Annotated in this window: 12 protein-coding genes and 2 rRNA genes (1 of these 14 cut by a window edge); all 14 read left to right on the top strand. The window is 41.6% G+C overall.

All coding sequences use genetic code 11. From position 1 onward, the window contains the following. Nucleotides 1–20 precede the first annotated feature (20 nt). Entirely contained in the window at nt 21–902 is an 882-nt protein-coding gene (hslO, locus tag AAJG31_RS12985) for an Hsp33 family molecular chaperone HslO (RefSeq protein ID WP_009373570.1), read from the top strand. After that, nucleotides 886–1,857: a peptidyl-prolyl cis-trans isomerase gene (locus AAJG31_RS12980; protein WP_048395323.1), complete on the top strand. Its 972-nt coding sequence runs from the start codon at nt 886–888 to the stop codon at nt 1,855–1,857. The genes hslO and AAJG31_RS12980 overlap by 17 nt, the downstream gene beginning before the upstream one ends. A gap of 248 nt (nt 1,858–2,105) precedes the next feature. Beyond that, nucleotides 2,106–3,035, top strand: a complete 930-nt coding sequence (gene cysK, locus AAJG31_RS12975) for a cysteine synthase A (protein WP_004229133.1) — start codon at nt 2,106–2,108, stop codon at nt 3,033–3,035. Nucleotides 3,036–3,213: 178 nt separating this feature from the next. Beyond that, entirely contained in the window at nt 3,214–4,593 is a 1,380-nt protein-coding gene (pabB, locus tag AAJG31_RS12970) for an aminodeoxychorismate synthase, component I (protein WP_083225413.1), read from the top strand. Continuing rightward, nucleotides 4,590–5,171, top strand: a complete 582-nt coding sequence (pabA, locus tag AAJG31_RS12965; RefSeq protein WP_048395320.1) for an aminodeoxychorismate/anthranilate synthase component II — start codon at nt 4,590–4,592, stop codon at nt 5,169–5,171. The genes pabB and pabA overlap by 4 nt, the downstream gene beginning before the upstream one ends. Next, nucleotides 5,172–6,011, top strand: coding sequence for an aminodeoxychorismate lyase (gene pabC / locus AAJG31_RS12960; protein ID WP_054548587.1), 840 nt, complete (start codon nt 5,172–5,174; stop codon nt 6,009–6,011). 13 nt (nt 6,012–6,024) lie between these two features. Then, complete coding sequence (gene folP, locus AAJG31_RS12955; protein ID WP_279493587.1) at nt 6,025–6,879, top strand: dihydropteroate synthase; 855 nt, start codon at nt 6,025–6,027, stop codon at nt 6,877–6,879. Continuing rightward, the gene (gene folB / locus AAJG31_RS12950; RefSeq protein ID WP_004229125.1) at nt 6,879–7,244 is read left to right on the top strand and encodes a dihydroneopterin aldolase; all 366 of its coding nucleotides are present in this window, start codon (nt 6,879–6,881) and stop codon (nt 7,242–7,244) included. Before folP ends, folB begins: the two co-directional genes overlap by 1 nt. Further along, nucleotides 7,244–7,756, top strand: coding sequence for a 2-amino-4-hydroxy-6-hydroxymethyldihydropteridine diphosphokinase (folK, locus tag AAJG31_RS12945; protein ID WP_054548584.1), 513 nt, complete (start codon nt 7,244–7,246; stop codon nt 7,754–7,756). The genes folB and folK overlap by 1 nt, the downstream gene beginning before the upstream one ends. A gap of 87 nt (nt 7,757–7,843) precedes the next feature. After that, the gene (dusB, locus tag AAJG31_RS12940; RefSeq protein WP_269897522.1) at nt 7,844–8,884 is read left to right on the top strand and encodes a tRNA dihydrouridine synthase DusB; all 1,041 of its coding nucleotides are present in this window, start codon (nt 7,844–7,846) and stop codon (nt 8,882–8,884) included. A gap of 179 nt (nt 8,885–9,063) precedes the next feature. Further along, nucleotides 9,064–10,566, top strand: coding sequence for a lysine--tRNA ligase (lysS, locus tag AAJG31_RS12935; protein ID WP_175400778.1), 1,503 nt, complete (start codon nt 9,064–9,066; stop codon nt 10,564–10,566). Between the two features lie 211 nt (nt 10,567–10,777). Further along, entirely contained in the window at nt 10,778–11,059 is a 282-nt protein-coding gene (locus tag AAJG31_RS12930; protein WP_048395308.1) for a hypothetical protein, read from the top strand. Nucleotides 11,060–11,753: 694 nt separating this feature from the next. Further along, nucleotides 11,754–13,305: ribosomal RNA gene (locus AAJG31_RS12925) — 16S ribosomal RNA — on the top strand. Nucleotides 13,306–13,486: 181 nt separating this feature from the next. Beyond that, nucleotides 13,487–15,869 (top strand): 23S ribosomal RNA (locus AAJG31_RS12920); it runs 545 nt beyond the window's last position. Together the 16S and 23S rRNA genes form the textbook arrangement of a ribosomal RNA operon.

Genomic DNA, 15,869 nt, shown 5'->3' with positions numbered 1-15,869 from the left:
AAATGAGGGACATTCCATTTATGAGTGATTATTTAGTAAGAGGTTTAGGATTTAATGGACAAGTTCGTGTGTTTGCAGCACGTACAACAGCCACAGTAGGAGAAGTGCAACGCCGTCACGATACATGGCCAGTTGTATCAGCAGCTTTAGGTCGTTCAATGACAGCGGCAGTTATGATGGGAGCCATGCTAAAAGGTGAAGAGAAAATCACTATTAAAATTGAGGGCAACGGTCCAATTGGCCCAATGGTAATTGATAGTAATGCACATGGAGAAGTGCGTGGATTTGTGACAAACCCTCATGTACACTTTGATTTAAACGAGCAAGGTAAGCTAGATGTTCGAGCAGGTGTTGGAACAGAAGGTGCTCTTACAATTGTTAAAGACCTTGGTTTAAGAGATATGTTTTCAGGACAAACACCAATTGTTTCAGGCGAAATTGCTGAAGATTTTACTTATTATTTTGCTACATCTGAGCAAGTACCATCATCTGTAGGTTTAGGCGTATTAGTTAATCCAGACAACACTATTCTTGCAGCTGGCGGATTTATACTTCAATTAATGCCAGGTTGTGAGGAAGAAACGATAACTGAAATTGAGCAACACCTTGCTACAATAGAGCCTGTTTCCAAAATGATTGAAAAAGGCTTTACACCAGAGCAAATTTTAGAAGCTGTATTAGGAAATGGACATCTACAAATTTTAGATTCCATGCCAGTTGAATTTAAATGTCAATGTTCAAAAGAGCGGTTTGGTGCGGCAATTTTAGGTCTAGGAACAGCAGAGATTAGAGAAATGATTGATGAGGACGGCGGTGCAGAGGCACAATGTCACTTCTGCTTAGAGACATATAGCTTTTCTAAAGATGAGCTAGAAGGGTTTATCGATGAGCTCAACGCGTAATCGGCGACCTTCAACCAATGTAACACCAAACCAAACTCCTTTATTGCAACGTCGTTTAAAGACAAAGCCTGCTTTAGCTGTCATAGCCGTTTTGTTATTAGGAAATGTATTATGGTTCATTAGTTGGTTGATCCCTAACAAAGGTCAGGAAATTGGTAGCGACGAACAAGTCGCTGCCATTGACGGGGATGTTATCACACGCCAAGAGTGGATGATTGCTATGGAAGAACGATATGGTAAAGAAACACTCCAAAATTTAGTAAATGAAACGGTAATGGAAAAGGCCGCAAAAACATATAAAATTAAAGTTACTGATAAAGAAATTGATCTTGAATTAGCGTTAATGCGATCTGCTCAAGATAAGTATGATACAGCCATGCAAAATCTTTCGGCAGAGCAACTACGCCAAAAGATTCGATCACAGCTTATATTGGATAAGGTACTCACTAAAGATGTAGTGATAGAGGAAGAAAACGTTGAAAAGTATTATGAGGAAAATCAAGGCTTATATAATACAAAAACAAGCTATCGTACGAATTTTATTGAGGTCGATTCAAAAAAAGCTGCTGATGAGGCACTGGGTGAATTAAAAAATGGCTCTGATTTTACAGTGCTGGCACGAGAAATTTCTGTTGATAGTGCTTCAGCGAGTTTAGGAGGGGATATTGGTTTCCTTACAGAAAATCAGGAAAATGTAGACCCTGCAATTATTAATACTGTAAAATCACTAAAGGCAGATGAGGTAAGTAAAGCCTTTAAGTTAGATAATGGTCATTATGGCATTGTTCAAGTACAAGAGATATTAGAAGGACAATCCTTTACATATGACGATGTGAAAGAACATATTGAGCGAGAATTAGCTTTAGAGCAATTACCGCAATCTGTTACGCCAGAAGCATTTTGGTCGGAATTTAATGCTACTTGGTATTATGGAGAGACTAAAAAAGAAAAATAATACATGAAAAGAGTCTGCAGGTTTTGCGGGGTAAAATGAGTCTGATCAAACTTACAGGCATTCGTAGTGAATTACCCAATAAATGCAGGTTCTTTTTCTTTAGTGAGGATAAGATTTTTCCTTTTCATAGCAATGATAAATATTCTGAAAATATTAGTTTTATTTATTGACAATCGAATGGAAAAATTGATAAAATACAAAATAAGTAAAACCTATAAAAATAGTAGGGATTGGGAGTGGATTAGTAAATGAGTAGATTAGCAAACTCGGTAGCTGAATTAGTTGGTAAAACACCAATTGTAAAATTAAATCATGCAACAAGTGAAAATGAAGGTACTGTGTATGTAAAATTAGAATATTTTAATCCGGGAAGCTCGGTGAAAGACCGTCTAGCTTTAGCTATGATTGAAGCTGCGGAAAAAGACGGGACATTAAAACCTGGTGGTACGATTATTGAGCCGACATCTGGTAATACAGGTATTGGTCTTGCAATGATTGCAGCTGCTAAAGGTTATAAAGCCATTCTAGTTATGCCAGAAACTATGAGCTTAGAGCGTCGTAATTTATTACGTGCTTATGGTGCAGAGCTTGTATTAACACCTGGTCCAGCAGGTATGAAAGGTGCAATTGCTAAAGCAGAAGAACTATCTGAAGAACATGGCTACTTCCTACCACAACAATTTACAAATCCTGCGAACGCGGTAATTCACCGTTTAACAACAGGCCCAGAAATTGTAGAAGCATTTGATGGCCTGACACTCGATGCTTTTGTAGCTGGTGTCGGCACTGGTGGTACAATTACTGGTGCTGGTGCGGTCTTAAAAGAAAAGTATCCAAACATTGAAATCATTGCAGTTGAACCAAAGGATTCACCAGTTCTTTCTGGTGGTCAACCAGGGCCTCATAAAATTCAAGGAATTGGCGCTGGATTTGTACCAGCAGTTTTAGATACAGAAGTCTATTCGTCAGTATTCCCTGTTGAGAATGAGGTTGCTTTTGAAGTAGCACGTAAAGTAGCACGTGAAGAAGGAATCCTATGTGGTATTTCATCTGGTGCTGCAATCTATGCTGCAATTGAAGCGGCAAAACGTTTAGGTAAGGGTTCGAATGTCCTTGCTATTGTGCCTTCTAATGGTGAACGTTATCTATCAACACCTTTATATCAATTTGAAGACTAATTCAATTTTTTATGTAAGGGCTCCTTTATAAAGGGGCCCTTTTTTAGTGTGAAAACTAGGGCACTATGAAAATTATAAAAACATTCGCTTCTATGTAATAATCAAGTTAAGATGGAATCACATCATATGTTTAAAGGGGAAAAATAACTTGAAAACAATACTTACAAAAACATTAACGATGGATGCAGATTCATTTTTTTATAGCTATAAAAGGCAGACAGAGACGCAGCAAGCGCATGTGTTTTTAGAGAGTGGACGTGGTGGACATTTTTCAATAGCTGCGTGGAATCCATTAGCTACCGCACGATCAGTAGAGGGTGGGCTTTTCGTAAATTGGAGAAATGGCAGACAGGAAGTTTTACAAGGGGAGTCCCTCGACTTACTGGAAGAGCTTGTGGCGGAATATCAGGTTTCTTATAATGCAGAGCTACCTGTTTTTCAGGGAGGGGCTATTGGATTTGTGTCGTATGATTATGCTCGTAAAATCGAGGAGCTTCCTAATACGGCAACAGATGATTTACAAGTGCCTGATATCTATTATTATATCTTTGATTGCTGGGCCGTACATGATGTGAAAACGAATACAGTGACACTTATGAAGTTAGAAGAGAATGAGGTTAACTTGGAAGAATGGGCTAACATCTGGCAGGTTGCTGCACAGGCTGGGTTAGACGCGCGCAAATTTGAGAAAACAACTGCTATAGAAGTTAAGAATGATGAAAATGAGTTGCTTGTTTCATTTGCAGGAGGCGATTTCGAGGCAGCAGTTAAAAAAATCCAAACGTATATCGCACAAGGCGATGTCTTTCAGGTGAATTTATCTGTTCGTCAGTCTAAGAAACTCAATGCAAATGCACTAGATGTCTATGAGGCACTACGAGCTTTTAATCCGTCGCCATATATGGCTTATATTGAAGCACCTGATTTTTCTGTTGTTTCTGGATCGCCAGAGTTACTAGTCAAGCGTCAAGGCAATGAGTTGTCGACGAGACCAATCGCTGGCACTCGACCAAGAGGGAAGTCTGAAGAGGAAGATTTAGCGTTGGCTCAAGAATTAATTGATAATGATAAAGAGCGTGCTGAGCATGTGATGTTAGTGGATTTAGAGCGCAATGATTTAGGTCGTGTATCCACCTATGGAACAGTGGAAGTGGATGAGTTTATGGTCATTGAGCGCTATTCACATGTTATGCATATCGTTTCGAATGTGCGTGGAGAAATAGCAGAAGGTAAAACGAATGCAGATGTTATTCGTGCGATGTTCCCAGGTGGGACAATTACAGGAGCGCCTAAAATCCGCACTATGGAAATTATTGAAGAATTGGAGCCTGTACGACGTGGTTTATATACAGGCTCAATCGGCTGGCTAGGCTTTACAGGTGATATGGAATTTAATATTGTAATCCGTACAGCGTTTGTAAAAGATGGGGTTGCGCATATTCAAGCTGGAGCAGGCATTGTCATTGACTCTGTTCCGGAAAGAGAGTATCAGGAATCATTAAATAAAGCGAAAGCAATGTGGCAGGCAAAGGCAATGGCAGAGGAGCGAGTAATATGATTTTGATGATCGATAACTATGATTCATTTATTTATAACATCGTCCAATATTTGGGTGAATTTGGTCATGACATAGTAGTAAAACGTAATGATGTTATTACAGTAGAAGAAATAGAACAACTTTCGCCAGATATGATTGTTATTTCTCCAGGGCCATGTAGTCCAAATGAGGCGGGGGAAAGCCTGAACATTATTAAATATTTCGCGGGAAATATTCCGATTTTAGGAGTTTGTCTTGGACATCAGGCGCTTGCACAAGTGTTTGGTGGTCATGTCATACAAGCGGAACGTTTAATGCATGGGAAGACATCACCCGTGCTGCATGCTGAAGTGGGTTTGCATAAAGGCATGCCAAATCCATTCCAAGCAACTCGCTATCATTCTCTTATTGTAGAAAAGGAGACATTACCAGCGTGTCTAGAAGTAACAGCTTGGACAGAAGAAGGAGAAATTATGGGTTTACGTCATAAGGAATATCCTATTGAGGGTGTACAATATCATCCGGAATCCATTATGACAGAGCAAGGGAAACAACTTCTTCGTCAATTTATAGAAATGTATATAGAAGGAGTGAAATAGATGCAGTGCTGGATGAACGGAAACTATATGGCGGCCCAGGATCTGAGAATTTCGCCATTTGATCATGGATTTTTATATGGATTAGGATTTTTTGAAACGTTCCGAACATATGGTGGTCAGGTATTTTACTGGGAAGCACATATGGAAAGATTACAGCATGCTTTATCACAATATCACATTCATTTAAACTATCCTGAAAGTGTATTACTTGAGGCTGTGCAACAACTAAATCAACTTGCTGGCGGTCAGGATGGTTACTTCCGTTTAAATGTATCTGCGGGTGAACATAATATTGGATTACAGCCAACAGAATATAGACAACCTAATATCATCATTTTTCGCAAGGAACTTCAAGACACACCGCGTGGTACTGAAAAGTTTGCACAATGGCTTACCATACCACGTAATACACCTGAACAAGCATTTCGTGTTAAATCGCACCATTACGGCAATAACGTGCTTGGTCGCTTTGAAATGCCATCACTGGCTCAACAAGAAGGTTTTTTTTTAACAGAATCAGGCTATGTAGCTGAAGGTGTGACATCAAATATATTTTGGATAAAAAATGATATACTATATACGCCTTCTTTGGAGACAGGTATTTTACCAGGAATTATTCGTGCATGGGTTATAGAAAAGGCTAGTGCGCTAAACCTTGACGTACAGGAAGGCTTTTATACAAAAGAGGATTTACTACAAAGTACGGAATGCTTCATTACCAATTCAGTACAAGAACTTGTGCCTATTAGTAGCTTGGCGAACCAGCGATTTTTAGGCAATAAAGGACCTATTTATTCCATTTTGCATAGCGCATTTGTTCAAGAAGTGGAACGAGGATAGAAGGAGCGTTTACATGCTAGAAAAATATACGAAACCATTAACGATTAATGGTATTACATTAGACTATAGACAAGAAACATTTGTTATGGGGATTCTAAATGTTACACCGGACTCCTTCTCTGATGGAGGAAAGTATAACAATGTGGAGGCTGCAGTTACTCAAGCAAAAAAAATGGTGGCTGAAGGAGCAAAAATTATCGATGTAGGTGGAGAATCTACACGTCCTGGGTACGAACGAATTTCAGATGAAGATGAAATTGCACGCATCGTGCCTGTTATTCGAGCGTTAGCACAAGAAGTAAAGGTCATTATTTCAGTTGATACGTATAAAGCAAGTGTGGCGCGTGCCGCAATTGAAGCCGGCGCACATATCATCAATGATATTTGGGGAGCAAAGGCAGAACCAGAAATTGCTCAGGTTGCTGCAGACTTACATGTTCCAATCATTTTAATGCATAACCGTGAAAATATGGATTATGGTGTTGATTTTTGGACGACTGCAAAGGCAGATTTAGAAAAAAGTATTGCCATTGCACAGCAAGCGGGAGTTCCCGATCATCATATCATCTTAGACCCAGGTATCGGCTTTGCTAAAAATACTGCACAAAATATAGCTATGATGCAACACTTATCGGATTTAGTGGCTATGGGCTATCCCGTATTATTAGCAACATCACGTAAATCAATGATTGGTAATGTCTTGAACTTACCTGTTGAGGAGCGTCTTGAAGGGACAAGCGCCACAGTGGTTTATGGAATTGAAAAGGGTTGTCATATGATAAGAGTTCATGATGTAAAGGAAATGGCGCGGGCAACATATATGACAGATGTATTAGTGGGTAAACGTTTGTTTAAGGAGGAAGTGTGATGGATTATATTCATTTAAAGGACATGCAGTTTTATGGTTATCATGGTGTATTAGCAGCTGAAACCACTCTAGGCCAACGCTTTCGAGCAAATGTTTCGCTTGCAGTAGACATGACAAAAGCCGGTGAAACGGATGATCTTTCTTATACCGTAAATTATGCAGAGGTATATGCGTTATGTCGGGATATTGTAGAGGGTGAACCGTTTAAGCTTATTGAGGCTCTTGTTGTGAAAATAGCAAATGTGATTTTAGCAACCTATCCTGATAAAGTAAAAGGAGTTCGTGTAGAGCTCATTAAACCAGACCCACCTATTCATGGTTATTATAAAGAAGTCTCTGTTGAGGTTACGAGGGGGGATTTCTAATGAAGGATGTCTATTTATCTATCGGAACAAATATGGGGGAGAGATATGAGAATCTTCAGCATGCAGTAGACCTTTTAAAAGAAAAGAAGGAACTAGAGTTGATTCGTGTTTCATCTGTTTTTGAAACAGCTGCTGTAGGTTATACGGATCAGGCCGATTTTTTAAATATAGCTGTTCATCTAAAAACAGCTATATCATCTGTTGAGATGTTAAATATTTGCCAAGAAATCGAACGGGAATTAGGGCGTGTAAGAGAATTCCGCTGGGGCCCAAGAGTTATTGATCTTGACATTTTACTTTACAATCAAGAGAATATTGAAACGGAGAACTTAATTGTTCCTCATCCAAGAATGTACGAGCGAGCGTTCGTCCTAGTACCACTTGTAGAGATCACACCATCACCTTTCGATGAACAGCTACAACAAGCGCATGATCTGTTACAGCAAATGGATTGTGAAAAGGAAGGCGTAATCTTCTGGAACCACTTTAATGAGCCGTCAGCGGTGAATTAAGTATTTGTATAGGAATGAATTATCAGCGTATAGCATTAACGATAGATAGAGAAAATAGGTAAAGCCTATAGAGGAGGAAGAAAAACGTTGAGTCAGTCAACAGAGAAGCCATTTCAAATTGGCGATATTGTCATGGACAACCGAGTAGTATTAGCGCCAATGGCTGGGATTTGTAACTCTGCTTTCCGATTAACGGTTAAGGAGTTTGGGGCAGGTCTCGTATATGCTGAAATGATTAGTGATAAGGGCATTGTCCAAAAAAATGAAAAAACATTAGGTATGCTTTATATCGATGAACGTGAAAATCCTCTTTCACTGCAAATCTTTGGTGGAGATAAAGAAACCTTAGTGGAAGCAGCGAAATATGTGGATGAAAATACGACTGCTGATATTATTGATATCAACATGGGGTGTCCTGTTAATAAAATTATAAAATGTGAAGCGGGAGCACGTTTACTACTTGATCCTAATAAAGTATATGAGATGGTAGCGGCTGTTGTGGATGCTGTTAAAAAGCCTGTTAGCGTAAAAATGCGTATTGGTTGGGATGAAGAACATATCTTTGCGATTGAAAACGCTCAAGCTGTTGAGCGTGCAGGTGCAGCTGCAGTAGCAGTTCATGGTCGTACACGTGTACAAATGTATGAGGGTAAAGCGAACTGGGATTATATTCGTCAAGTAAAGGAAAATGTCAGCATCCCTGTGCTTGGTAACGGTGACGTGGAAACACCCCAAGATGCTAAACGTATGCTGGAAACTACAGGTGTAGATGCAGTAATGATTGGACGTGCTGCTTTAGGTAATCCATGGATGATCTATCGTACGGTTCAATACCTAGCAACTGGCGAATTAAAAGAAGAGCCAAGTGTACGAGAAAAAATGGACGTGTGTTTACTGCACTTTGAACGACTTCTTCAATTAAAAGGAGAAGGAATTGCAGTACGGGAAATGCGTAAGCATGCATCATGGTATTTAAAAGGAATCCGAGGTAATGGTAAGGCCCGCAATGCTATTAACCAAACAGAAACTGCGGCAGAACTTCGGGTACTATTAAATAGTCTTGTACAGGAGTATGAAGAAAGCGAATCTAAATTGATTGTTCCAGAAGTTAAAGAATTAATGATATAGTTTTTATTATGGGCGTCTCTATAATTTGATAGAGGCGCCTTTTCAGCAGCACCTTTAATTTTTAGAATTATTAATTATTTTGTATTGGATTGAAAATAAATTGAAACAGATGATTACAGCACTAAAATTGTGTACAATAGAAATATTATGGACGTAAACGCGGACAATTTACTTAAGGAGTGAAACAAGTGTCAAATATAGAAGAATTAAATGATCAACTATTGGTGAGACGCCAAAAGATGACAACGATACTAGAAAATGGACAAGACCCATTTGGAAGCCGTTTTGAGCGTACACATTTATCAACAGAAGTACGTGATCAATTTGCAGATCAAACAAAAGAACAGCTTGAGGAAAACCTTCAAGAGGTAATTATTGCGGGCCGTATTATGACGAAACGTGGTAAAGGAAAAGCTGGCTTTGCACATATTCAAGATTTAAATGGTCAAATTCAAATTTATGTTCGTCAAGATCATGTAGGCGAAGAAGCGTATGAATTATTTAAACAAGCTGATTTAGGAGATATCGTGGGTGTGCGTGGTAACGTGTTCCGTACACAAGTAGGAGAACTTTCTGTAAAGGCTGAGGAATTCACATTCCTTACAAAAGCGCTACGTCCTATGCCAGAGAAATTCCACGGCTTACAGGATGTTGAGCAACGTTATCGCCAACGTTATCTAGATTTAATGACAAACGAAGATAGCAAAAAGACATTTATCACGCGTTCGAAAATTATTCGTGCAATCCGAAATTATTTAGATAATGCTGGATACTTAGAAGTAGAAACACCAATGCTTCACACAATTGCAGGTGGCGCAGCAGCTCGTCCATTTATTACGCATCACAATGCCCTTGATATGGAATTATATATGCGAATTGCCATCGAATTGCATTTAAAACGTTTAATAGTTGGTGGTTTAGAGAAAGTTTACGAGATCGGACGTGTGTTCCGTAATGAAGGAATTTCTACACGCCACAACCCTGAATTTACAATGATTGAACTATATGAAGCATATGCTGATTATCAAGATATCATGTCTCTAACTGAAAATCTTATTGCACATGTTGCTCAAGAAGTTCTCGGTACAACTTCTGTTCAATATGGTGAAGATGAAATCAACCTTGCTGTAGGCTGGAAACGAGTTCATATGGTTGACGCTGTAAAAGAGGCAACAGGTGTAGACTTCTGGCAGCCGATGACAAAAGAACAAGCACAAGCACTTGCTAAAGAGCATGGAGTTGAAGTGAAGGATGTTCACGAAGTAGGTCATATTATCAATGAATTCTTCGAACAGAAAGTAGAAGAGACGCTTGTACAGCCTACATTTGTATATGGTCACCCTGTAGAAATCTCACCTCTTGCGAAGAAAAATCCAGAGGACGAGCGTTTTACAGATCGCTTTGAGTTATTTATCGTTCGTCGTGAGCACGCCAATGCCTTCACAGAGTTAAATGACCCTATCGACCAACGCCAACGCTTTGAAGCACAATTAGCAGAAAAAGAAGCAGGTAATGATGAGGCACATGAAATGGACAATGATTTCATTGAAGCATTAGAATACGGTATGCCTCCAACAGGTGGTTTAGGTATAGGTATTGACCGTTTAATTATGCTACTAACAAATTCACCATCAATTCGTGATGTATTATTGTTCCCAACAATGCGTCATATTACAAAATAAATTACTGCGTAGGCTCTTTATAGAGCTGCTAAAGAGCATTCAATGAATTAAGAGGAGAATTCACAGGATAGGTGAGTTCTCTTCTTTTTGCTCAATGAAAAAAATTAAGTTGTTTAAACGTAGATTATATTTAGGTTATACTTTTATAGTTCTATGTTTTTCAAATCAAATACAATAAGTATAAAAAGAAGTATTTTATTGGGGGCTTATAATGAATTACAAAATTATTAACAAACAAGTATTTGAACAGGCACAATTACGTTCTGTTTCTGATGTTCCATTTACGGAGGAAGAGCTCGAGCATGGTATGAAATTAGTCGTTGCTAAAAAAGACGAGAATCTTACTTTATATTTAGTAGAAATAGATGGCCATAAGAAATTTGATGTTCGTTGGGACGATTCTTCTGAAATCTTTAGTGGCTGGTATTCTGCATGGGATAACTTCTTGTGGTGCTTAAATATAGTTGACCCTCAAGGTAATGAAATAAAATAGGGACTATTAGAAATAAGCAGGCGCTAAAGTACTTCTACTTTAGCGCCTGCTTATTTTCATAATGCAATTTTTAAAAACCTTCTTTGACCTAAACAACTAATTAAATTTGTAGTTTTATTTATGAAGTAATTTTACACTAAGTTTTATGAGCTATATTTAACTTGAAAAGTAAGTAGTATTTTAATTTAAGATATTGAGATTTAATAGAAAGAGATGTATAGTAAAACAAATAATAAATAAGGAAAGATACTATGATTTACGATTCTCGTAAATACACAAATTTGCTTATTAAAGCAAGTTTGTTAAATTAAATTAGATTTTGTATAAAAAACACTTGCGAAGTTTTTTCTAACGTGATAAATTATTACTTGTCGTTAAGACGATGCAATTAACAACATTGAACTTCAAAAACAATTTGAAAAAAGATGTTGACATGAATAATTGATTATAATACAATTTAAAAGTTGTCTCCGCTGATTTGAAAAAACATTTTAAAAAAGTGTTGACAACAAAGTGAAGAAATGTTATAATTAAAAAGTTGCTGTCGAGAGATGGTTGCTAAATGAACCTTGAAAACTGAACAAGCAAAACGTAATCAATAAAGTTTTAAGTAGCTAGTTTTGCTAGTGAACGAAACACAATTTTGGACATCAAACATGATGCCGGCAAAACAATTTGAGCTAATCAAATTTCTTTTATGGAGAGTTTGATCCTGGCTCAGGACGAACGCTGGCGGCGTGCCTAATACATGCAAGTCGAGCGAACAGAAAAGGAGCTTGCTCCTTTGACGTTAGCGGCGGACGGGTGAGTAACACGTGGGCAACCTACCCTATAGTTTGGGATAACTCCGGGAAACCGGGGCTAATACCGAATAATCTCTTTTACTTCATGATGAAAGACTGAAAGACGGTTTCGGCTGTCGCTATAGGATGGGCCCGCGGCGCATTAGCTAGTTGGTGAGGTAACGGCTCACCAAGGCGACGATGCGTAGCCGACCTGAGAGGGTGATCGGCCACACTGGGACTGAGACACGGCCCAGACTCCTACGGGAGGCAGCAGTAGGGAATCTTCCACAATGGGCGAAAGCCTGATGGAGCAACGCCGCGTGAGTGAAGAAGGTTTTCGGATCGTAAAACTCTGTTGTAAGGGAAGAACAAGTACAGTAGTAACTGGCTGTACCTTGACGGTACCTTATTAGAAAGCCACGGCTAACTACGTGCCAGCAGCCGCGGTAATACGTAGGTGGCAAGCGTTGTCCGGAATTATTGGGCGTAAAGCGCGCGCAGGCGGTCCTTTAAGTCTGATGTGAAAGCCCACGGCTCAACCGTGGAGGGTCATTGGAAACTGGGGGACTTGAGTGCAGAAGAGGAAAGTGGAATTCCAAGTGTAGCGGTGAAATGCGTAGAGATTTGGAGGAACACCAGTGGCGAAGGCGACTTTCTGGTCTGTAACTGACGCTGAGGCGCGAAAGCGTGGGGAGCAAACAGGATTAGATACCCTGGTAGTCCACGCCGTAAACGATGAGTGCTAAGTGTTAGGGGGTTTCCGCCCCTTAGTGCTGCAGCTAACGCATTAAGCACTCCGCCTGGGGAGTACGGTCGCAAGACTGAAACTCAAAGGAATTGACGGGGGCCCGCACAAGCGGTGGAGCATGTGGTTTAATTCGAAGCAACGCGAAGAACCTTACCAGGTCTTGACATCCCGTTGACCACTGTAGAGATATAGTTTCCCCTTCGGGGGCAACGGTGACAGGTGGTGCATGGTTGTCGTCAGCTCGTGTCGTGAGATGTTGGGTTAAGTCCCGCAACGAGCGCAACCCTTGATCTTAGTTGCCATCATTTAGTTGGGCACTCTAAGGTGACTGCCGGTGACAAACCGGAGGAAGGTGGGGATGACGTCAAATCATCATGCCCCTTATGACCTGGGCTACACACGTGCTACAATGGACGATACAAACGGTTGCCAACTCGCGAGAGGGAGCTAATCCGATAAAGTCGTTCTCAGTTCGGATTGTAGGCTGCAACTCGCCTACATGAAGCCGGAATCGCTAGTAATCGCGGATCAGCATGCCGCGGTGAATACGTTCCCGGGCCTTGTACACACCGCCCGTCACACCACGAGAGTTTGTAACACCCGAAGTCGGTGAGGTAACCTTTTGGAGCCAGCCGCCGAAGGTGGGATAGATGATTGGGGTGAAGTCGTAACAAGGTAGCCGTATCGGAAGGTGCGGCTGGATCACCTCCTTTCTAAGGATTATTTCGGAATACAAACCTTGGGTTTGTAAGATTACGTTTTGCGTTCAGTTTTGAAGGTTCATTCTATCTGAATGAAACACTTCAAAACTTGTTCTTTGAAAACTGGATAAAACGACATTGAAATTGTAACAAACACATTTATTTTTTAAGTTTTTTATAGGCTTAATAACTTGGTTAAGTTATTAAGGGCGCACGGCGAATGCCTTGGCACTAGGAGCCGAAGAAGGACGGCACTAACACCGATATGCTTCGGGGAGCTGTAAGTGAGCTTTGATCCGGAGATTTCCGAATGGGGGAACCCACTACGTTTAATCGCGTAGTATCTTGACGTGAATACATAGCGTCTTGAAGGCAGACCCAGGGAACTGAAACATCTAAGTACCTGGAGGAAGAGAAAGAAAAATCGATTCCCTGAGTAGCGGCGAGCGAAACGGGAAGAGCCCAAACCAAGAGGCTTGCCTCTTGGGGTTGTAGGACACTCTATACGGAGTTACAAAAGAGCGAGTTAGATGAAGCGACTTGGAAAGGTCCGCCAGAGCAGGTAAAAGCCCTGTAGTCGAAAGTTCGTTCTCTCCTGAGTGGATCCTGAGTACGGCGGAACACGTGAAATTCCGTCGGAATCCGGGAGGACCATCTCCCAAGGCTAAATACTACCTAGTGACCGATAGTGAACCAGTACCGTGAGGGAAAGGTGAAAAGCACCCCGGAAGGGGAGTGAAAGAGATCCTGAAACCGTGTGCCTACAAGTAGTTAGAGCCCGTTAATGGGTGATAGCGTGCCTTTTGTAGAATGAACCGGCGAGTTACGATTACGTGCAAGGTTAAGCTTTAGAAGGCGGAGCCGCAGCGAAAGCGAGTCTGAATAGGGCGAAATAGTACGTGGTCGTAGACCCGAAACCAGGTGATCTACCCATGTCCAGGGTGAAGGTGAGGTAACACTTACTGGAGGCCCGAACCCACGCACGTTGAAAAGTGCGGGGATGAGGTGTGGGTAGCGGAGAAATTCCAATCGAACTTGGAGATAGCTGGTTCTCTCCGAAATAGCTTTAGGGCTAGCCTCGTGATGAGAATACTGGAGGTAGAGCACTGTTTGGACTAGGGGGCCATCCCGGTTTACCGAATTCAGACAAACTCCGAATGCCAGATATTTATACACGGGAGTCAGACTGCGAGTGATAAGATCCGTAGTCAAAAGGGAAACAGCCCAGACCACCAGCTAAGGTCCCAAAGTAATCGTTAAGTGGAAAAGGATGTGGCGTTGCACAGACAACCAGGATGTTGGCTTAGAAGCAGCCATCATTTAAAGAGTGCGTAATAGCTCACTGGTCGAGTGACGCTGCGCCGAAAATGTATCGGGGCTAAACGATTCACCGAAGCTGTGGATTGACATCTACGATGTCAGTGGTAGGAGAGCGTTCTAAGTGCGTTGAAGTCAGATCGGAAGGACTGGTGGAGCGCTTAGAAGTGAGAATGCCGGTATGAGTAGCGAAAGACGGGTGAGAATCCCGTCCACCGTATGACTAAGGTTTCCTGAGGAAGGCTCGTCCGCTCAGGGTTAGTCGGGACCTAAGCCGAGGCCGATAGGCGTAGGCGATGGACAACAGGTTGATATTCCTGTACCACCTCCTCACCGTTTGAGAAATGGGGGGACGCAGTAGGATAGGGTAAGCGCGCCGTTGGTTGTGCGCGTCCAAGCAGTAAGGCGTGTGTGTAGGCAAATCCGCACACTGTAACGTTGAGCTGTGATGGCGAGTCCGTATGGACGAAGTTCCTGATTTCACACTGCCAAGAAAAGCCTCTATCGAGGTGAGAGGTGCCCGTACCGCAAACCGACACAGGTAGTCGAGGAGAGAATCCTAAGGTGTGCGAGAGAACTCTCGTTAAGGAACTCGGCAAAATGACCCCGTAACTTCGGGAGAAGGGGTGCTCTTGAGCGTGCAAGCGCATGAGAGCCGCAGTGAATAGGCCCAGGCGACTGTTTAGCAAAAACACAGGTCTCTGCAAAACCGTAAGGTGACGTATAGGGGCTGACGCCTGCCCGGTGCTGGAAGGTTAAGAGGAGTGGTTAGCGCAAGCGAAGCTGCGAATTGAAGCCCCAGTAAACGGCGGCCGTAACTATAACGGTCCTAAGGTAGCGAAATTCCTTGTCGGGTAAGTTCCGACCCGCACGAAAGGCGTAACGATCTGGGCACTGTCTCAACGAGAGACTCGGTGAAATTATAGTACCTGTGAAGATGCAGGTTACCCGCGACAGGACGGAAAGACCCCGTGGAGCTTTACTGTAGCCTGATATTGAATTTTGGTACAACTTGTACAGGATAGGTAGGAGCCAGAGATCTCGGAGCGCCAGCTTCGAAGGAGGCGTCGGTGGGATACTACCCTGGTTGTATTGAAATTCTAACCCATGCCCCTTAGCGGGGCAGGAGACAGTGTCAGGCGGACAGTTTGACTGGGGCGGTCGCCTCCTAAAAGGTAACGGAGGCGCCCAAAGGTTCCCTCAGAATGGTTGGAAATCATTCGTAGAGTGTAAAGGCACAAGGGAGCTTGACTGCGAGA

Origin of the sequence: Lysinibacillus sp. BS3 (assembly GCF_039614735.1) — a bacterium.
Taxonomy (GTDB): domain Bacteria; phylum Bacillota; class Bacilli; order Bacillales_A; family Planococcaceae; genus Lysinibacillus; species Lysinibacillus capsici.
The sequence above is the reverse complement of the archived record's forward strand: the minus strand, read 5'-3'. Positions and strand labels throughout refer to the sequence as shown.